The 20,434-nt window shown below is 43.1% G+C and carries 18 protein-coding genes; 6 read left to right on the top strand and 12 right to left on the bottom strand.

Annotation, left to right across the window (positions count from 1 at the left end; translation table 11 throughout):
- Positions 1–22: 22 nt before the first annotated feature.
- The 3 genes from AC23N5_RS18550 to recJ are packed head-to-tail and all read right to left on the bottom strand — an operon-like array spanning position 23 to position 3,040.
- On the bottom strand, positions 23–541 hold the full coding sequence (locus tag AC23N5_RS18550) for a DUF4199 domain-containing protein (protein ID WP_487756728.1): 519 nt from the start codon (positions 539–541) through the stop codon (positions 23–25).
- A 23-nt stretch (positions 542–564) separates the two neighbouring features.
- The gene (gene lptB, locus AC23N5_RS18545; protein WP_028526415.1) at positions 565–1,302 is read right to left on the bottom strand and encodes an LPS export ABC transporter ATP-binding protein; all 738 of its coding nucleotides are present in this window, start codon (positions 1,300–1,302) and stop codon (positions 565–567) included.
- 10 nt (positions 1,303–1,312) lie between these two features.
- Positions 1,313–3,040 (bottom strand): single-stranded-DNA-specific exonuclease RecJ, encoded by a 1,728-nt coding sequence (gene recJ / locus AC23N5_RS18540; protein ID WP_487756727.1) that lies wholly within the window; start codon positions 3,038–3,040, stop codon positions 1,313–1,315.
- 269 nt (positions 3,041–3,309) lie between these two features.
- Here recJ and AC23N5_RS18535 point away from each other — a divergent pair, with 269 nt between their 5' ends.
- From AC23N5_RS18535 to AC23N5_RS18525, 3 genes are all read left to right on the top strand, one after another.
- Positions 3,310–4,368: a saccharopine dehydrogenase family protein gene (locus tag AC23N5_RS18535; protein WP_183971612.1), complete on the top strand. Its 1,059-nt coding sequence runs from the start codon at positions 3,310–3,312 to the stop codon at positions 4,366–4,368.
- Positions 4,369–4,477: 109 nt separating this feature from the next.
- The gene (locus tag AC23N5_RS18530; protein WP_183971613.1) at positions 4,478–5,032 is read left to right on the top strand and encodes a DinB family protein; all 555 of its coding nucleotides are present in this window, start codon (positions 4,478–4,480) and stop codon (positions 5,030–5,032) included.
- Positions 5,033–5,143: 111 nt separating this feature from the next.
- Entirely contained in the window at positions 5,144–9,868 is a 4,725-nt protein-coding gene (locus AC23N5_RS18525; protein WP_487756726.1) for a T9SS type A sorting domain-containing protein, read from the top strand.
- A 56-nt stretch (positions 9,869–9,924) separates the two neighbouring features.
- On the opposite strand, the gene AC23N5_RS18520 is transcribed toward AC23N5_RS18525, so the two are convergent.
- The 4 genes from AC23N5_RS18520 to AC23N5_RS18505 are packed head-to-tail and all read right to left on the bottom strand — an operon-like array spanning position 9,925 to position 12,540.
- The gene (locus tag AC23N5_RS18520; RefSeq protein ID WP_183971615.1) at positions 9,925–10,599 is read right to left on the bottom strand and encodes a response regulator transcription factor; all 675 of its coding nucleotides are present in this window, start codon (positions 10,597–10,599) and stop codon (positions 9,925–9,927) included.
- Between the two features lie 4 nt (positions 10,600–10,603).
- Positions 10,604–11,404, bottom strand: coding sequence for a sensor histidine kinase (locus tag AC23N5_RS18515; protein WP_183971616.1), 801 nt, complete (start codon positions 11,402–11,404; stop codon positions 10,604–10,606).
- Positions 11,380–12,030: a hypothetical protein gene (locus AC23N5_RS18510; protein WP_221225539.1), complete on the bottom strand. Its 651-nt coding sequence runs from the start codon at positions 12,028–12,030 to the stop codon at positions 11,380–11,382. Before AC23N5_RS18510 ends, AC23N5_RS18515 begins: the two co-directional genes overlap by 25 nt.
- An 18-nt stretch (positions 12,031–12,048) precedes the next feature.
- Positions 12,049–12,540, bottom strand: coding sequence for a hypothetical protein (locus AC23N5_RS18505; protein WP_183971617.1), 492 nt, complete (start codon positions 12,538–12,540; stop codon positions 12,049–12,051).
- Between the two features lie 311 nt (positions 12,541–12,851).
- On the opposite strand from AC23N5_RS18505, the gene AC23N5_RS18500 reads away from it, so the two are divergent.
- From AC23N5_RS18500 to AC23N5_RS18490, 3 genes are read left to right on the top strand one after another with little or no spacing between them, the layout of a single operon-like run.
- Positions 12,852–13,385 carry a hypothetical protein gene (locus AC23N5_RS18500; RefSeq protein WP_183971618.1) on the top strand — a complete coding sequence of 178 codons (534 nt, stop codon included), beginning with the start codon at positions 12,852–12,854 and terminating at the stop codon, positions 13,383–13,385.
- A 23-nt stretch (positions 13,386–13,408) separates the two neighbouring features.
- Positions 13,409–13,921, top strand: a complete 513-nt coding sequence (locus AC23N5_RS18495; RefSeq protein WP_122929438.1) for a hypothetical protein — start codon at positions 13,409–13,411, stop codon at positions 13,919–13,921.
- 37 nt (positions 13,922–13,958) lie between these two features.
- Positions 13,959–14,786, top strand: a complete 828-nt coding sequence (locus tag AC23N5_RS18490) for a Ca2+-dependent phosphoinositide-specific phospholipase C (protein WP_487756725.1) — start codon at positions 13,959–13,961, stop codon at positions 14,784–14,786.
- Between the two features lie 74 nt (positions 14,787–14,860).
- Here AC23N5_RS18490 and AC23N5_RS18485 read toward each other — a convergent pair whose 3' ends face one another.
- Genes AC23N5_RS18485 through AC23N5_RS18465 form a run of 5 tightly spaced genes read right to left on the bottom strand, consistent with a single transcriptional unit; the run spans position 14,861 to position 20,432 of the window.
- Positions 14,861–15,628: a glycosyltransferase family 2 protein gene (locus AC23N5_RS18485; RefSeq protein ID WP_487756724.1), complete on the bottom strand. Its 768-nt coding sequence runs from the start codon at positions 15,626–15,628 to the stop codon at positions 14,861–14,863.
- On the bottom strand, positions 15,625–17,022 hold the full coding sequence (locus tag AC23N5_RS18480) for a hypothetical protein (protein ID WP_487756723.1): 1,398 nt from the start codon (positions 17,020–17,022) through the stop codon (positions 15,625–15,627). Before AC23N5_RS18480 ends, AC23N5_RS18485 begins: the two co-directional genes overlap by 4 nt.
- A 10-nt stretch (positions 17,023–17,032) precedes the next feature.
- The gene (locus tag AC23N5_RS18475; protein WP_487756722.1) at positions 17,033–17,794 is read right to left on the bottom strand and encodes a glycosyltransferase family 2 protein; all 762 of its coding nucleotides are present in this window, start codon (positions 17,792–17,794) and stop codon (positions 17,033–17,035) included.
- Between the two features lie 12 nt (positions 17,795–17,806).
- Positions 17,807–19,603 carry a hypothetical protein gene (locus tag AC23N5_RS18470; RefSeq protein WP_487756721.1) on the bottom strand — a complete coding sequence of 599 codons (1,797 nt, stop codon included), beginning with the start codon at positions 19,601–19,603 and terminating at the stop codon, positions 17,807–17,809.
- Positions 19,604–19,610: 7 nt separating this feature from the next.
- Complete coding sequence (locus tag AC23N5_RS18465) at positions 19,611–20,432, bottom strand: class I SAM-dependent methyltransferase (protein ID WP_487756720.1); 822 nt, start codon at positions 20,430–20,432, stop codon at positions 19,611–19,613.
- Between the last annotated feature and the right edge of the window lie 2 nt (positions 20,433–20,434).

The following is a 20,434-nucleotide window of genomic DNA, read 5'->3' as shown; positions in this document are numbered from 1 at the left end:
GGAATTACGAATGGAGGTCTTTTTATTCAAAATCAAAGGGTTTATCTTTTTTCATAATGGCAGAAACGATCAATGAAATGATGAATCCCATAAGGATGGCCATAAAGATGCCAATTGCGAAAGTGATGCCAGGTGTTGAAAATTTGGAGCTCATTTCTATCGCAGCATCAATCTGGGCATCATCCATGCCACGGTTTTCTAAGTCTTCTCTGGTTTTATCCAGAATTTGTTGGCGTAAAGTAGGATCCACAAATTCGTTGTAAATATAGTTGTAAACACCTGCTAAGAAACCACCAATACCCGACAATAAGGTTCCGATACCAAGACCTTGGCCATAAGACATAAAACCACCATTTTGGGTGCGAAATTCTTTCATTCCCATGACCATCGCAAGTATAGGAATGATGATGCCCAGCCAAGCAAGTCCTGGGTTGGTTACTTGTCCAGTTACATAAATAAGGGTACTAAAAATCATTGAACCAATTCCTGAAATAGCGCCCCATTTTAAGGCGGCGCGGGCTGTAGTAGGTTGTTGTTCCATAAAGTAGCTTAGTTTAGTGGTAATTAATCTTGAAGTTTGCGTTTCAATTCAAAACTTTCTCCTAAATACAAACGACGCACTTGTGGGTCGGCGGCGAGTTCTTCGGGTGTTCCCTGTTTTAAGATTTTACCTTCAAACAACAAATAGGCGCGGTCGGTGATGGAGAGGGTTTCGGATACGTTGTGGTCGGTGATGAGAATGCCGATGTTTTTGAATTTTAATTTTGAAACAATGGTCTGAATGTCTTCGACGGCAATGGGGTCAACGCCAGCAAATGGTTCATCGAGCAAAATAAATTTAGGGTCAACGGCCAGACAACGCGCAATTTCCGTCCGCCGACGTTCGCCACCCGACAGTACCATCCCTTTGTTTTTACGGACGTGGGTAAGGCTAAATTCTTCCAGCAGTTCTTCACATTTGGCTTTTTGGTCGGCTTTGCTCAGGTTGGTCATTTCAAGGACGGCGATGATGTTTTCTTCGACGGTCAGGGTTCTAAACACAGAAGCTTCCTGCGCCAAATAGCCAATGCCCAAGCGCGCACGCTTGTACATGGGCAAATCGGTGATTTCTTTATCGTCGATATACACATGGCCGCTGTTGGGTTTGACCAGCCCCGTTGCCATGTAAAACGATGTCGTTTTACCTGCGCCGTTTGGTCCCAATAATCCAACAATTTCACCTTGCCCAACTTGGTAGCTGACGTTGTTGTTAACAAGGCGTGAACCGTATTTTTTTATCAAATTTTCTGTTCTGAGAATCATAATTTTCTGTTCAACCTTCTTCAAATCGTATGTCTTTCAAATACAACTGTAACGTCGTCTTATCGCGAAACGTATTTTCTTCGATGGTATAAGCGATTGAAAATGGCTTGCCCGACATAAGTTTTGGGTAAAAATCGACCATGCCAAAGCCAATCGCAGTGTATTTGGTGGGGCCTTGCGGACTGGGCTGAAACACTTCCAATTTTAAATGCTTTTCCTTCATCAACGTCGGATTTCCGCTCATTCTCACTTGGTGACTCGCAAATACGGGTGTCATGTTTTCGGGACCAAAAGGTGCCATCTGCTTGACGATGCCGTAAAATTTGGGCGTAATGGCGTTGAGATCCAAATCCATATCAATCTCAATCAGCGGTGTAAGTTGCTCTGGGCGAATGCGTTCACTTACAATGTCATTGAACTTTTTGCGGAACGCATCAACGTTTTCAATGGGCAACGAAAGCCCTGCGGCAAAGGTATGACCTCCAAATTGTTCTAATAAATCGGAGCAGGCTTCGATGGCTTCATACACATCAAATCCAGGGACGGAGCGCGCCGAACCCGCCGCTTTGCCGTGCGAATTGGTGAGGATAACCGTTGGGCGGAAAAAATGCTCGATGCAGCGGCTCGCCACAATTCCCACGACGCCTTTGTGCCAATCTTCCTTATAAAGCACCGTACTGTTGGCCGATAGCATCCATTCATCTTCACGAATCATGTTCAGGGCTTCGTCGGTAATGCTGGTGTCAAAATTTCGGCGGTCGCTGTTGTGTTGATTGATTTCTTGGGCAAATGCTTCGGCCTCCGTTTTATCTTTTGACAAAAGAAGTCGAACCGCCTCTTTGGCGTGTGCAATCCGCCCAGCGGCATTGATTCGTGGCGCTAGTCCAAAAACCACACTGTTGATGTCGAGTTCGTTGCGCAGTCCTGCCAGTGCCACGAGGGCATTGATGCCAGGTCGTTTGTGTTTATTAAGCTCTTTAAGACCCAAAAAGGCCAACGCACGGTTTTCTCCCGTAATATGCACAATATCAGCGGCAATGCTGACGACCAATAAATCAAGTTGTTGGTACAAAACCTCTTCATCCCCCATTCCTTGTTCGCAAAGGGCTTGTAAGAGTTTAAACCCGACGCCGCAACCCGTCAATTCTTTGTAAGGATAAGGGCAATCTTCACGTTTGGGGTCAAGAACGGCCACCGCAGGAGGAAGATGCTGGTCGGGGCGGTGGTGGTCACAAATGATAAAGTCGATGCCGCGACGTTGGGCTTCGGCTACTTTATCGGCCGATTTGATGCCACAGTCGAGCGTTACAATGAGCTTAACCCCTTGTTGTTCGGCATAATCAATTCCTTGCCACGACACCCCGTACCCTTCGGTATATCGGTCGGGGATGTAGTATTCGAGCTGTGTGTAGTATTTTTTGAGAAAACCATAGAAGAGCGCCACCGACGTAGTGCCGTCCACGTCGTAATCTCCATAAATGATGATTTTTTCGTTGTTTTCAAAAGCACGTAATAATCTCGCTACGGCTTTGTCCATGTCCTTCATTAAGAAAGGGTTATGGAGGTGAGCGAGCGAAGGTCTAAAAAAGTCTTTGGCTTCGTCGAAAGTCGTAATACCACGTTGCACAAGGAGTTGTCCCAAAAATGGATTGACATTGATGGATTTGGCAAGGGCTTCCGCTTGGATTTGTTGCGATTCTGAAAGTGTCGTTCGGTATGTCCAACGTTTGGTATTCATAGCTTGCAAAGTAACGAAAATATAGTCAATTCCGTTTAGGTACCCCAGAATCTATTCCGAGTTGTTTAGATATTTTTAACATTCCCTTGCCAAAATAGGTAAGGGTTTTTACATTTGCTTTACAATGAATCCTGACCTCAAAAAATACCTCGCTCGACTTGCCTACTTACGTAGCGCTTGTTCATTTGTTCCCTAACGAGCAAGGTTAAAGCCCCTCTGTGGGCAATTCTTTTTCTTCCCAATTTCATTCCAAAAATCAACAAACTACCATGCAAAATGTATTAATCATTGGCTTGGGGAAAGTAGGCTCATTGGTGGCTACTTTGCTCCACAAGCGTTTTAATGTCAAAGGGTTAGATAAGCGCAAGCCTAGCCGAAGCTTTGCTTTTGAGGTGATTGAAGGCGATGTAACCGACGAAGCCTTCATCGAACGTACCTTGTCGGAATTTGACGCCGTTGTATCGTGTATGCCTTACAACCTCAACTTGCCGATTGCGCGGGCAGCCTTTAAAAACGGTATTCATTATTTTGACCTCACCGAAGATGTTCCGACCACAACGGCAATCAGAGAAATGGCCGACACTCACCGTGCTGTGATGGCGCCGCAATGCGGATTGGCGCCAGGGTTAATTGGAATTGTGGGGGCTGATTTAGCCAAACGTTTTGAGCGTTTGCGTGATATTGAGCTTCGGGTGGGAGCATTGCCAAGGTACCCCAATGGGTTGCTGGGGTATTCTTTTACGTGGTCGCCTGCGGGAGTTATCAACGAATACATCAACGACGCTGAAGTGATTCAAAACGGCGAGCGCAAAATGGTGTCGTCGTTGGATGGTATCGAAGTCATTAACATCGAAGGGCAAGAGTTTGAGTCGTTTAGCACGTCGGGAGGGTTAGGAACCATGTGCGAAACCTACCTTGGAAAAGTGGATACCCTCAACTACAAGACGATTCGTTATCCAGGTCATGCCAAGCTGATGCGCTTCATGCTGTACGAACTAATCCTGAAAAACAACCGTCAGCAGTTGGAAGAAATCTTGACTGCGGCCAAACCACCCGTCAAAGAAGACGTCGTGTATGTCTATGCCGTTGTGGAAGGTTGGCAGGCCGAGGGGCTTGCGCGCGAAGAGTTTTATCGGGCGTATCATCCCATAGAAATAGATGGCGTACATTGGCGGGCTATCTCGTGGACAACGGCGGCTTCGGTAGCGGCAGTGGTAGAGATGGTAGCCGATGGCACATTGCCGCAGCAGGGATTTATCAAACAAGAAGAAATACCATTTGAAGCTTTTTTAGCGACTACCAATGGTAGCTTTTTTAAAGAGCGATAATGCGTATTTAAAAATATAGTGTCTTATAAGTGACTTTCAGATAGAGAGTTCCGTATATGATTGTAAAACGTTAATAAAAAACCATTTCTAGATTCGAGATAAAAACCTCATGACAAAAAAAATAAATCGTCAGACTGCACTTCGTGCCTTGGTTGGAGTAGGCGGAACACTCCCCGTGTTGGGACAAGAACGTTCCAAAAAAGAGTTAAAAGAGTTTCAAGAAGAGTTTAGCGTGGCCTGGCGCCGTTCGCTCGACTATTCGTTGACGATTATTGGGCAAATGCCCGAAGAGCATTTGGACTTTCATTATACCCCCGAAGCCATGACTTTTCGCGGGCAGTTTGTGCACTGTATTGTATTTACTGCCATGCAATTTGCGGGAAGGTTCGATATCCCTAACCCTTACGATACCAAAAATGATTGGCAAAAACTATCAAAAGCCCAACTCATCGAAGAAATGAAGGGTTTTTATGCGTGGGTTGAAAAGGTCGTTGGCGAACTTCCCGCCGACCGACTTGCTCGTCATGAAGGGTATGCAGGTGGAAAAATTCAAGCGTGGCGTTTCTTCTACGCCATGGAAAACCATATTATTCACCACCGCGGACAAGCGATTTGTTACTTACGCCTGAAAGGTGTCACTCCTGAAGGATACGTAGGTTGGTAGGTATAATCTTGGTATGTTAAACCTATTAAATTGATTTTTAGTAGGTTTAATTATGAATTTTTAGTATAGTATGTATATATGTATAGTATTTTATTTAACCATTAATTACCCATGAACCAAAGCTTACTAAAGTTCCGCCAAAGAATAAAGCTAACCGTTGCGTTGGTTTTGTACGTTCAACTCGTGTTTTCCCAAAACTTAGTGGTTTGGGAATTATCAGGAGCGACGGGGAGTCAAACAAGTAATACCCCTTCAACCCTTACAACTGGGATAAATTCGGGTCTCTTAAACCGTGGGGCAGGTATCACAGCCGTTACAAATTCGGGGTCTATCAATGCCAATGGCTGGTTTAGTTCTACTGCGACAACCACATTGACCGATGCGATAACCAACAACGATTATTACGAATTTAGCCTCACCATTGCTGACGGATATAAAGCAAAACTGACGGGGGTTGGGCTTGTACTTCGCTCATCAAATACGGGGCCAAACAAAGTCACTTTACGAAGTAGTATTGATAATTTTGTGACGGATTTGGGAAGTGCAATAGTGACCACCGAACCTCTTTGGGAAACAATTACTTTTGCCAATGCGCTGACCAATGTTGCGGGTACGATTACCTTTCGACTATATGGTTATGGTTCGGCAGCTAATGCGGGCTCAAATCCTGGATTAACAGGAACGCTACGAATTGGTGCAGGGGCAATTGCGGCTGATAATGATTTGATAATCGTAGGAACGGTTGCCCCAACCGTAAGCCTGGCAGCCAGTAGCACTTCGGGAAGTGAAGCGGATAAAACTGAAATAACCTTGACGGCAACAACCAACTCTAATGTAGCAGGCGACCAAACGGTGGAAGTAGCTGTTTCGGGAACGGGAGTTACAACGGGCGACTACACATTGTCGGCAACCAAAATAACGATTCTGAATGGTAAAAACTCAGGAAGTATCACCTTCAAAGTTGTCGATGATTTTATTGCAGAAACTACCGAAATCGCCACTCTTACCGTCATCAATCCTTCTTCGGGGGTTAGTTTGGGAGAAACCACTTCGCAAATGATTACGATTACTGACAATGATGTTTCAGGTATTATTTTGACAGAATCGGGAGGTTCTACGAAGGTAAAAGAGGTGGCAGAAACGGATAGTTATACAATAGTGCTCAAAAGTGAACCTATGGCGAATGTTACGATTAACATCACTCCTGGAGGACAAACCACTACCAATCCTACAAGCGTTGTTTTTACACCTGCCAACTGGAATGTTGCTCAAACAGTCACAGTTACGGCGGTGGACGATGCCCTGATTGAGGGTAATCATACGGAAACAATTACCTATACAACTAGCAGTGAAGATGCAAATTATAATGGAGTTGTTATGCCAGCAATGACGGTGACAATTGCGGACAACGATGAAGCATTTAATTGTCCAACATTGATTGCTTCAAGCAGTACAAATGTAGAAATATGTTCAGGTGACAATTCGACGGATGTTTCCTTGACTTCCACTCGAAATGATTTGGATGTAAAACTTGTCTATTTTACCTCGGTACAGACAGGTACATCTATGTATTCGGGAGGTACTTCGCTCGGGAGTTCGTTGACGCCTACAGGAGCAAGTTCGCCCTATCTTCTCAGTTTTAATGACTTGACTTTTCCAGTCAATTCGACGGGGGCTGCTGTTAACTATTACGTGTATGCCATTCTTGACATAACAGATGCCCAGTTGACCGAAATTGCATGCCGACCTTACCTTTCTTTTGAAATAACAATCAAGCCTCTGGTGACAGCTTCGGTGGTAATTTCATCGGACGATTCAGATAACAGTATCATTGCAGGAACAACTGTAAACTTTACGGCAGTAGCAACCAATGGAGGCGATGCTCCGAGTTTTCAATGGAAGAAAAATAACCAAAACGTAGGTACTTCTAGTACTACTTATACGGATGCGCAACTGGCAGATGGTGACGTCATTAGCTGCGTTTTGACGAGCAATGTTACTTGTGCCGTTTCTACTACGGCGACCAGTAATGAAATAAGCACGAAAGTGATTCCTGCTGAGGTGGTGTGTGTGCTCCCAACGGCTTTTGAAGTAACTGGTGGGGGGAGTTTTTGCGCTGGTGGAGATGGCGTTGAGATAGGGTTAGCTAATTCTGAAACGGGAGTAAAATACCAATTAAAGAAAGGAGATGATAATGTAAACGCCCCCATTGAAGGCACAGGAAGTGCAATTTCGTTTGGAAAAATAGCGATTGCAGGAACGTACACCGTTGTCGCAACGCGCACAGTCGGCGGATGTTCAGCCACTTTTTCAACCAAAACAGTGACAATTGAAACAACACCAACTCGTTTTACCGTAAGCGGAGGAGGAAGTTATTGTGCAGGAAATGAGGTAGTTATTTCATTGAGTAATTCGGAAACAGGTGTTTCGTATTCGTTAGTCAAAGATAATGCGGTGATTTTAAGCTCAAATGTAGCTGGCACGGGCAAAGGAATAAAGTTTGCAGGAGTGGCGACGAGTGGAATATATACCGTTGAAGCATCATTGGGCAATTGTAACATTGGTATGGAAGGAAGTGCGGCTATCGTGTTCAATGAGCCCATCAATGCGAGTATTTCGGGAAACAGTGAAGTTTGTAAAAATTCACCGTCACCATCGGTAACTTTTTCAGCGACGGGTGGAACGAGCCCATATACTTTTGTTTACTCGCTCAATGGAGAACCAAACCAAACGACCACAACTTCAACGGTATCAGTCCCAACCAGCACTACAGGGGTATTTACCTATACGTTGGTAAGTGTGACGGATGCCAATGGTTGCACTGGAACAGTGAGTAATACAACTGCCAAAATTTCGGTGGTGGGTGCTCCTCGCATAATTCTTTCTGTGCAACAAACGACTGTTAATGAAGGAACTTCTCACGTTTTTTGTGATACCGATTCGAATCCTGTGAACCTTTTACAGTTTACGGTTTCGGGTTTGTGCGTTTCGGGTTCGTCTGTTGTTTGGCGTGTGCAAGTTGGCAATGGCGCTTGGAGCGATTGGTCAGGCACCTCACCAGCTTCCCAATTGTCGAATAACCAACCTTACCGTTACCAAGCCGCCTGTGATATTAATTGTCCAGCTACGTTTACAAGTCCAATGGAGGTTACAATCAACCAGCGTGCTTCTGTTCCTCAAGCGGTTTCTCTGACGGCGGATGGTGTCAACGTTGCGGCTGGTGAAACCAAGGAAGTGTGTAGCTCGGCCAGCCAAGGGCTATTATTTCATGCCACTTGTGCGGTTGGAGAGGTGGTTGTTTACTCAGTTGATGGGGGTGAGTATAGCGCCACAATCCCAGCGGCTTTGATAGACAATCAGTTTCATAATTACCGTGTGCGTTGCCGAAAATCGGACGGAACGGCTTCGTGCGTTGAAAGTGAGTCGGGGGTGATGCGCTTAAAATTGGTAGCGATTCCAGCGGCGCCAACTGCGGCACTGTCATCAACCGTAAGCTGTCAAGCGGGCGCAAATTTTAGTGGACAAGCTTCGTGCGGAAACCTAAAAACGGTATGGTACAATGCCCTCACGGAGGCTGCACTGCCTAACCTTCCTACGACGATTCCAGCGGTGACTACTTCGTATTATGCACGCTGCCAGACCGAAAATGGGTGCTTGAGTGGAAAAAGTAACGTCGTAACATTCACCGTAAACCCAGTTCATATTGCTCCAATCGTAACGGTAAGTCAAGCCTCGGTTTGTATGGGGACTACTGTGACTGTCTCGGCCAATTGTCCCGCTGGCAGTAGTACTTTTTGGAATACAGGCGTGACATCGCCAAGTTTCGACGTATCGTTTAACAACGTAACAAAGCAGTCTTATTGGGCCAAGTGCATTTTTGAAGGAGGTTGCCAAAGTTTGGAAAGTGCGCATCAGGACATACGCTGGAATGCTTTTGTGTTGACGCTGATTAACCTAGGCCAAAGTCAGTCGGCAGTAAAGCCAACAAACAACCGCGATGACTGGAAAAGTAACTTCATTGGCCGTGATGGTGGGGCAGAATTGGAGCAAAGTACGCAGCAAAATCCGACGTTGTATTTTGTCGAAAATACCAATAAAACCACGCCTCGTTACTGGACAATCAACGTGGATGCTTGTGGCTTAGGTACAGGTGGCTCATTGACTTTTGATTTGTTGGCAACGCCAGAAATGGGCGTCATTCGTTCGTACAATACCCATGAAAACAATGCCCCGTACTTTATGTATGCCAACCGCGAAGGCTGGACGGAGCTTTACGGACCCAATCATCCCGCGTATGGTTTTTATGAGGACAATGGAAGTGGCGGGAACGTTTATGACGCTGGGCTACCGAAAGGTTTGTACAAATTGAGTGTGCGTTATTGGGACATGAAAGGCTGGGGAAGCATTTATCCTGCTACCCGTAAGCCACAAGGCAACGTGTTGGCGTATCAGGAATATTGGTTCAGGATTCAGTCCAAAGATGGAGTAGGTGTGGGAGGAGCGCGGACAGCGGATAGTAATCAGCAGGTAGCAGTGAGTGAAGGGGCAAAAAGCAAGGGGCAAATGGCAGGGGGCAAGGAGCAAGCATTTGCTACTGTTCTCCCCAATCCAGTCACAAATATCCTCCGCCTTCAGGTGCAAGACCGCAAGGGACAGTCGGTGCAAACAACACTGACCGACGTTTCGGGCCGTGAAATTTTGAGTCGTCAATTTGTGCCTGATACCAATAATCACCGTGAAGAAATGGCTACTGAAGGACTTGAGTCAGGAGTTTATTTCTTAAAAGTTGTTGCCAACAATCAACAAACTACCCTGAAAGTGGTGAAGATGCCGTAAAAGAGTTGGATTTTACCAAAATGAATTAACAAGGCCCGCTACGGCGGGTCTTGTTGTTATAAAAGCTCGGTTGGGTCAATGAGCCTGTGTTTGATGGCAAAAAGAACCAAACCCGCTGAGTTACGAGCGCCTGTTTTTTCGAGCAAATTGTTGCGATGCCCATCGACAGTACGAACGCTAATAAAAAGTTGGTCGGCAATTTCTTGGGCAGTTCGTTGTTTACAAATGAGGCTAAGTACTTCCATTTCCCGCGACGTAAGGGTAGAAGGGATGTTATCGGTGAGCGTAATTTTTTGACGCTTGTTCGTCAGCCGATTTTTCATGGCGTTCAGAAACGCCTCATTGAAGTAAAAATCTTTGTCAATAACTGTCCGAATGGCTCGTTCTACTTCTTCAGGTTCAACGTTTTTGAAAAGATAGGCATTTACCCCCAGTTCCATCAAATGAGTTACAAAACGGTCTTCGCCATAAACCGAAAGTATAATTATTTTGATCGAAGGATAGTGTACGTGGAGGAGCTTGGTGGTTTCAATTCCATTCAACTCAGGCATCGACAAATCAAGCAAGACCACGTCGGGAATGGGTTCAAAATTTTGAAGAGAATCAAGTAGAATACGGCCGTTATCAGCCTCTAACACAATCGAAATATTCTCAAAAGTATTGATAATTGACGCCATTCCGCGCCGAAAAAGTACTTGGTCGTCGGTAATGGCTACGCGAATGTTTGCCATAGAATTAGTATGCGGAAAGAGGAACGTTAACGGTCACTTTGGTCCCTTGATTGGGTTGGGTAATAAACTGCAATGTACCATCAAACATACGGGCACGAGTTTCGATATTTTTAAGACCTAAGCTTTTTTTGCGATACGCCTCGTCAAAATCAAAACCGCGCCCGTTGTCGATGTAAAGTAGGGTAAGTTGGGTGTTTTGCTTTTGAACTGTAATCTGAATTTGAGTTGCTTGTGCGTATTTAATGGTATTATTGAGCAATTCTTGCACAAGTCGGTACAACATCAAGTTGAGCGAAACGCTGGCTTCAGGAATGTCCTCAATTTGCCAGTCGATGTCGGCCTCAGTCAGTTCAAGCGATTTTTCGCACAACCCTTCGATGGCATAACTCAATCCAAACTCTTCTAATCCGCTGGGGAGTAGGTCGTTAGAAATACGTCGAACGCTATCAATGGTTGCGTCAATCAGTTCTTTGTATTTTTTGGTTAAGGAAACGATTTCGGGCGAAATTTTTGACTCAGCAGGCATTTGGCCTACCAACAAGCGCATGGCCGAGAGTGCAGCCCCAATTTCGTCGTGCAAATCACGGGCAAGCCGTTTTCGCTCCGACTCAATCCCCTCCAACGTACTGTTGATGAGTTCTTGTTGGTATTTAAGTTCCATTTTTCTATAGTTTAATTCTTGACGAAATAGACGGCGTTGGTAAAGTACAATAAACCCTACCACGCAACCTACCAGTAAAATCATCACAAACGACCCACCGAAAATAGCAAGGTATAAATCTACTTCTGATGAGGACTGTTCCATAAACCTATTCCAATTAAGATGTACAAAAGGGCTATCAGGCACGAATGTAACCCCCACGACATGTAATTGAAAGCTTTATTTTCTTTTAAAATGACGTTGCTTAGGATAAACAAAACGAGGTTGCCCGCAAAGTAGAGCAAGAAACCCGTGTTTATCCAAAAAATGGGTTGTTGAGTAGGGTTTTTAGAACTAAGTTCAATCAATAGTTTGTAAAAACATAAAAGCGAAAAAATAATCACCAAAAGGGCTTCTAATCCCCGAGAATAGGTGTTGAACTCCGTGATTTTTTGAATAAACAAGGAGTTCAACACAGCAAATCCCGTAAAGAAAACCATCAAACTAGGCACTAAACGACGACTATAGAAATAGCCAAAAAAGCTAAAATAAAATAACGCAATGAGGTTAAATTCTAACACAGTATATAAATGAAGTATGGGTAAATTGGTGCCAAATACTTCACTAAACCACGTGGCAGTTAACTCCGTTAAAAGTCCAAGACCTAGAAATGCAATGACGTACGTACGTTCTTTCTTAATAAATCTATATCGGTAAAGTGCAATTCCGATTGGAAATATCAAGAAGTAAATCGTATGATAGAGCATCCATGTCAAGAAATCTTGTATCATTTATTTTATAGCTAATTTTTAATCGCAAGATGAGCCATCAGGGGCTGGTATAAAAAGAGGGCTTTTGGGGTCGCAAATAGGCGGACAAGGGCGACTCACATCGAAAACTTGGTAATCACCTCGAACTTCTTTCCCTGTAGCTATATCATAGACTGTTTGCTCTCCAATCAAATCAATGATGACATCTTTGTCATCGCCGTCATAATCTTTAATGGTTGTTCCTTTTACCGCTGCACTTGCAATGATAATACAAGGTTCATATCCAAGTTTTGTGTCAGGGTTTGGTTTGAGTCCAATATAGATACGGGCATATTCGGTGTCAGGTTGAGCAAGGGCTTCAACAAAATCGGCGCGGCGAACTACAAATGCGCGTATGTCTGAAGGTTTAAAATCAGGGTCATTGGCAGGGTTAGCATTGATCCAGTTTGATACCCACGACTGGGCGTCGGCTAGGGGTACTGCTACTGATTGCCATTCGTTTTCTTGGTCTTTGGTTACGTGCGTACTCATGAGTCTTTTTTTAAGTTGAGGGATGATTGATTGAAAAATCTAAATATAAAGAAAACGTACAAATCTAGGGGCTTCCCCAGCTAGAATTATAGGTAAAAATGCCTGTTTTTGGTATATAGGTAAAATTACGGGGTTGGTATAGGTTAAAATGCCCGTTTTGAAAAAAGGGTATTTTAACGGATACGGAGGCGGCAGATGTTTTTCAATTTTGTATCGGCTTAAACAACTAAGTCATGGTTAATTGCTCAACATAATTTTACCCAACGTTATGAAAAACTCTTCAAAATTTTAAACTATTAACTTTTCACGTTATGAACTACACATTTAACAAGACCACTTTTCGGTCGTTTTATCCTGATTGCGAAGAAACCAATGACGGTACCGCAATTGAGTACAAAGTGGAAGACTCAAACTATCGGGTTTATTATCCAACCAATGTCGTTAAAACATCAACGACGATGCAAATGACGGTTCAGCTTGACCATATCAGGGGAGGGGCAACCGATGACCACGTGATACTTGTCCTCAATTATGACGATAAAGCCCATTTATCGAGCGTAAGTTATACGTGGGAAGCTGGAAATGACGGGTACCAAATTCCAGAAACACTCATCAAGGCCGTCGATATTGCCTTCGACGTAGCGGGTTTACTGGGTGCTTTTGAAACAGCAGGAATTTCGGAAGAAGTAGCCGAAGGAACAAAAGAAGTATTCGACGTATGTTGCAAAGCGTACAACGATATTTCCAAAATTGTGGTGAAATGGAGTGACAATGGAGGACGTATGTACTTCATCCCTGTGGTTTGTCACAGTATCATTCGCCTCACTAATTCGGTATCAGTTTAATTCACCCTTAACTTCCTATTGTCATGAACTTCAACTATGATACTTTTAGCTCGACTTTAGATACCTACGATGACGTAGATGTAAAACATAGCAGCACAAACCATGGCTGGTTTTACAAAGATTCAAAAGATGATTCTGATTTTAACTTGGTGGTAGAATACTCGTACGACGATGATCACAACTACCGTACGTGGCGCCAAGAATTGACCAAGATGGAAGGCAATTCTGGCCTGTTGGTTTCTACCAAAATCGACCATATTCGCGGAGATAACCAAGACGACCATTTGATCTTGATGGCCTGCTACAACGCCGTTGGAGTGATTTGTTATGCTCAGGCGTTTGTGCAAATGAAAAACGAAGACCCCATTCAAACCGATATTATCACAACAGGTGACATTCCTGATCAAATTCACGACCAAATACAGGCGCACATCAAAGACGATTATGGTATTAATGGAAGTACCGATGGTCGCAAAAAAATTCCACACATAGCCAAAGTGAATCTTTACAGCATGGCGGCGGCAGTTAGTGTTTAATTATCAATTGGTTTCATTTTTATCTTTACTCAACGTTATGGCAAGTTTACAAGACAGTACCCCGTTTCAAAACGTGGTGTTTAAAGCATCGCACAATTCGTACGATCGGAAGGAAAGCCTTTCAGAACAACTCACCTTGAAATCTCCCATCTATCAATGTGGATGCAGAGGGATAGAACTCGACATTTGGCGACATTCAAGTGATTCGATGAATGATGGGTATTTTACCGTGAATCATGCGACGAATGGAGGGCCAAAATTATCTGTTTGTTTGGATCAGTTATCAGATTGGCATACCAAAAACCCTGACCACGATGTAATTTGGGTCATGTTGGACATCAAAAGTGACCAAGGTGATGAAGGGCTATTTCCAGATGAGATAGATAATTATCTGACAACCTATTTTGGTCGTGAATTGATAAAAACACCACACGACCTTTTTCCAGGTTTAACAGATTCCAACAAACTCTCAGATGTAGTCCAGGCACAAGGCTGGCCCACCCTTGGCTCGTTAAAAAATCATTTTATCTTTTGCCTGAGTGGCAACGAAGATTGGAAGAAAGTCTATTATCGAAACAACCGTTCGCAGCGTATCTGTTTTGCCGATTGTGACAACGCAGACCAGCTAACTGTTCCAAATTCAAGGGTTGTTTATAACGTAAAGTCAGGCAGCGGAAAACAAGCTGATTTTAATGAGTTGATGCAGAAAAAAATCTTAATTCGCGTCTATGACGTGGATAGTGAGGGTGATTGGGACAAGGCAATGGGCATGGGTGCTAATATTTTAGCGACCGACAAAGTGTCAGATTACTCTTGGGCGGAGGTATCACCACGGGATTTATATGCGGCCCAAACGCATTTGTAGAAATAGTTAACCGTTTGCAAAAAGCGACTTGGAGAGATTTCAAGTCGCTTTTTGCGTTTATTGACTTCCAGTGCTTATTTCAAAGGGCGTAGGTAATAGTATTTTCGCAGATTGATTATGATGTAAAATGTAAAATAGTATAGCTTTTGAAAGAAATTCCAGTTAAAACAACGTCGATAAACTGTTGCCCAATGGTACTGCGCTACTTTCCACTTATTCCATGATTTGTTGTGGGGATGTAAACGATAGAAAGCCAAGGGGATGTCGATGCCATAAAAATGATACTTTGTTTGTTGCAAAGTTTTGGCCCACAGCACATAGTCTTCCTGAAAAAAAAGATCGGTTGGAAAATATAAGTTACCTACTTTGTTTCTGTCGTACATGACTGTCAGGCAGCCGATGGGGTTAGAATAAAAAAAATCGTGGTATTTTATGATCGGTTTAACTTTCAGAATGTGAGGATGAATTTGGCCTTCGTGGTTAAATGTTTGATAAGAAGTAACGCACAAGGCATGGTTATTTTTTTGCATGAACTCATACTGAATTTCTAATTTTTGGGGTAGCCAGCAGTCGTCAGCATCTAAAAAAGCAATATAGCTACCAGCGGCATGTTGGGTGCCTAAGTTGCGCGCTCCAGCTGAGTATAATTTCTGGTGACTACAAATAAGTCTGATTCGGGAGTCATTTTTGGCGTATTTTTGGGCAATTTCAGTTGTTCTGTCGGTCGATACGTCATCGACAATCAGCATTTCCCAATCTTGAAATGTTTGGGCAATGACGGAGTCAATGGCTTGTCCTAAGTATTTTTCACAGTTATAAGCTGCTGTAATGATAGAAATCATTGGTCAAGAGGTAGGGTAGGGGTGTTATGGATTACAGCTTCAAAATCATCAAAATATAAGTAAGGCGTAACGACAAATACTAGAATGACGATGAAGTTGAAGTAGCTACACATATACGTACTAATCATTGTATAAATAAAGCAAAGGCATAATCCACGGTAGGTAGGATTATTAAATTCTTTTTGAAAATGGTTAATTTTATTGAAAGTAGAAACATAAAACCACATAAATAACAAAAATCCCCAAATCCCGAATTCGGAAGCAATCTTAGCGGGTAAAAATTTAACAGTAAAATGGGCATCCAACTGCATCCTTTCAGATAATAGTGGATTGGTGAGCATATTGGGGAAGTAGTCGGACATCAGTTGTGGGAAAATGTAATAGAAACTTTCTCCGCCAATTCCTAAAAAAGAAGAATCATAGAGCGACAGAAAACCCAGTAACGGCGTGCCAAAACGTTCGAGAAAAGAATAATCTTCTTGTAGCCAATAAGTGAGTCTATCGGCACTAAAGCTACTTAGCAAATCACCTACGATACTGAGGTGATGAACCGTGTATTCGATAAGAAAATAATCTCTAAGTGAATAGGCTAACCCGATAAAAATAAGGCCAATGCCCACGTTAGAAAATAACCTCCGAAAATTGATTTTTGTGCAAAATAGCCAGTATATAAATAAGCTACCAATAAATGCTACGTACCCAATCGAGGAGCTTATCAACAAAAATAATACGAATAAAACGGTTAGATAGATACGTCGAAAGGTAGGGTTGTCGTGATAAAACGAATAGACCCAAAAGAGAACAATTAGTACATAAGTTGCCGCGTGGGAGGCTTCGGTAGTGGTAAGTTGCGGACGGTCGAGTAAGGGGCGATAGCTGAATAAACTGGTAAATAAATTGGCAATGGGCATGGGTAGCAGCCCTTGAATAGCAAAAAACTGAACGTAACCAATGCCAATTGGAAGAACAGAAGATAAAATGAGGCTATAGGTCAGGAGTCGAATAACTTCAGTGGTAGAAAACCGTTCGAGCAAACCTTTTAAAAAATGGCGGCAAGTAGCAATGGTAATCACTGATAAGGTGCCTGTGATACAAAACTTGAAGAACCCCCGAAAATCGTGGTAAACAAAGTAGGCTTTAGCAAAAGTGAATAGTAGGAGTACCAAGAGTCCTAGCCATACACGGATTTCAAAGACAGAAATACTTCTGGATTTTAATTTTTGTAAAATCCAGTAAACCAGCAAAATAACGGTAGATAGGGGTCTGTTTTCGTTGTTGAGTGGTAAAAGTGGAAAGCCATCGACTGAAACGAAGAGAATTGCCCACACAAATAGTTTTTCTAATTGTGTCAGTTGTGTCCGCAAATAAGCTAATTGGTAAAGCAGTTCTCTCATTAACACCCTTTTAACTAGTCACAGCTTTCAACGTTCGGACCATAATGGCGGCCATCGTAGTCAAACGTAGATACCATGATTCTTTCCACGAAAAGTACCGTTCTATTACTTTCCAACGTTCAATGTTACTTTTCCGTATTCCTTTGGTGGTAAAACCCTCGAACATAAAATTGGCTAAGTATTTTGGAGCACGGACAAAGACGCTTGGGGTGATGGTCCACACTCTTAGGTAAAATTCATAGTCGGCTACGTAACGATAAGACGTGTCATAGCCCCCAAAAGTACGGTAAATCTCGCGGCCAATGAGCGTCCCTTGGTGACAAATACCATTTTTTCGGTTAAAATTAAATTCAGCTTGGCGGTGTATCCTTTTGGTGGAATTTAAAAAAAATACGACCCAGTCGCAGCAAATGATTTTGTTATTCACGTTTCCCTGTGCCCTTTGGACCATTTCTTCAATGGCATTGGGTTGAAGAAAATCCCCAGCATTTAATAGCAAGATGGCATCACCCGTACTCATTTGTATGCCTTTGTTCATCGCATCATAAATTCCCTTGTCTTTTTCGCTGACCCATTTTGTAATGCTTGTTTCGTACTTTTTAAGTATATCCAAGGTCCCGTCGGTCGATTGTCCATCAATAACAATATACTCAATGTTTGGGTAGGTTTGACTTACAACACTCTGAATAGTGGTCGTCAAATGTGCCGCGGCATTGAGACAAACGGTGACAATACTTATGCGAGGCTCTGTGGTTTGGGTAGGAAAACTCATACGTTGCTTACTTTATGGCCGTAGTTCATATACCGTTAGTTGCTCTGTTTTGGGCTTTTTGTTTGGGGTTCGGTATGTGGAAATGACAGATGTTGGATTTTGGTATATGATTTTGCCAGTGCGGTAGTTGCGGTGTTGTATCGAAAGTGGAAAAGATAACGGTTTATTTTTAAACTCTAGTGCATAAACCGATGGACAATCGCAGACATCAAGGCTATCGCGAAAGATACGACGAGGGGCATGGACAAGATTTATCCTTTCTTGGGTATATAAACACGCATTTGTAGGAAGGATGCGATCAAGTGCCCGAAAGTCGTCATATAGGGGCAAAAAACGATGGTAAAAATGTGTGCGCTGCGCTGTAGTAAGTGGAAAAGGTCGTAAATTGTACAAATACAAGTACGTCATGCCGAGATAGGGAAGTACAGCTACAAAAATTAAACCTGCTTTGAGGTAAAAATATGTTGGTTTTGTAGCCCATTGTGGCAGAGAAAGTAGGGTTGCTATGAAAAAACACAACGGTAAATTCCCCCAAAAGCGTGGGCTGTAAAGCAAGTCGAATTTGTACAGAATCAATAAAAATAAAATGGCGATGAGGTACATTTTAATTTTATCACGCCGAGGGTAATTGCTCCAACCAAACACAACAAACGAACCCAAAACAAGGTATGGAAAGTGCAACAGTGCGGTTTGAGTATGTTCTAAAAAAGTAGGAGTATTAACGACTTCTGCTTGTAAAGTTGAAGCAAGTAAGTGCTTGTCTATGAGTGTAGTATCGAAGTATTGAGATAAGATTAAACCGAAAGGTGAATGGGTTTGTGCATACGTCCAAATGACGATAGGTAGGTAAAATACCAGGGTTGGCCAAAGGAGTAACAACAGATTCCGAACAGAAAATTGTTTTTGTTGATACAATTCAAAGATTGCTGCTAAACCAACCAACGCCGCATAAGGTGCAAGCGACATTTTTGCACCCAGAATTGCGGGTAAAAGTAAACCAATTCCGCTAAGCAGACTTTTAACCGACTGCGTTTGGGAAAGTTGCGAAAAATTAAGGGTGAGATAAAAGGCTGCAAATGCGGCTAAATCTCCAAAATGATGGCTTCCTGCGGAAGTAAAAACCAAGCGATACATGCCTAAGCAAGACAAAGATAAACCTATGCTTATCCAAAACACAGGTGTTTCTGCTTGGCGCATCCATTGGTATATTGACCAGAGAAATAATCCCAAAAAGCAAAAACTTACCACATTGGGGGCATCGGTAAACCCAAGACTGACAAGCGGAACTTGCGAAAAATTGTAAATAAGATGCGGAGGAATGGCGGCTTCCCAAGGTTGGCGATAGAAAATAAGTCCACCATCCATCACAATTCGTTGCGCCACCAACTGATGATAAAACAGTTCGTCAATTTTGGTAGAAGGCAACAAGGCGTATATGAAAATGGGCAATAGACAAATGAAACCAACGCCAGCTAAGATTAATTGTGGGGTTGAAAAGGTAATTTTTGAGGTTGTAAAATAAAAACTAAAGCGGCTTACTGAATAGGCAAGACCCGCCGCGAGCATTCCATACAGCACGTTGATTGCCAGAGGCGTTAGCCAAAAACCAAAGGCGAGCAACTGAACAGTAAGACTTACGGCTAAAAAACCCAAAATAACCGCAATGATTTGTTTTAAGGGAGTGGGTAAATAAATCCCAAACAAATCTAAAAAGGCTAAACCCCAGCCATAAACCGCCCAAAAAAATGCCAGTCCAACCAAAAAGTTGCTCAAAAAAAAGTATTGCTCAAGGTACAGAAAGGAGGGCATGGAGGATTTATTCTTTTCGCGCGATGAAACTGTACAATTTACCTGACAAGTGTTCTTGTCGGAACATCAATGCTTGCCAACCAATATCGACAAGCCATTGCTGATTAGCAAAAATACGACCTATTTTGTTGCCAATGAGGTCAGAGAGGCGCTTTTTATTCCAGGGGTCATAGTTGATGACCGATTGGGAAGGGCTTAAATCTTCCACAATTTGCATGGATGCTTTGGCAAAAGCCTCGCGGTATTCAGTCAGGCGGAAAGCGTTTTCTCCTCTGTAAAAACCGTGCAAAGGGTGTTTTTTTAAAAAATTTTGCTTGTCTTTTTCGTCCTTAATGACGTGGTCGCGTGTTGTAAAAAGCAGCCCTTTTGGTCGAAGTACCCGAGCGGCTTCTGCCAAAAATTTGGGTAAATGGTGGGCATGGTGCATGACTTGACGACCATAAACGATGTCAAATGTCTGAGTATCAAAAGGTAATTCTTCGCCAAATGCTTCGACAATTTGCACATTTGATAATTTATACATAGTCACCAACGTTTTGATAGCCCCACTTCCCACCATTGGGCTTGGATCGGGCTCAAGGGCAACGACCCGAAAACCTTCGAGGGCAAAAGCAATACTCGCAATGCCATTGCCAGCGCCGATGTCTAAAAGATACGGGTTAGGAATAGGGCAATAATGCCGAATTAAACGCAAAGTTTCTTGGAATTCAGCACTTTGACGAAACCGTTCTACATTGACGCCCAGCTCGGGGAGAATGTAGGTATTGGCTACAATCTCGGCAAACTGTGGGTTGCTTTGGATGTATTCGATGGTTTCGTGCCAAGTCATAC

The sequence above is a fragment of the Runella sp. R5_40 genome, from assembly GCF_057652295.1.
Note: the sequence above shows the minus strand (reverse complement) of the source record. Positions and strands in the feature narration are given on the sequence as shown.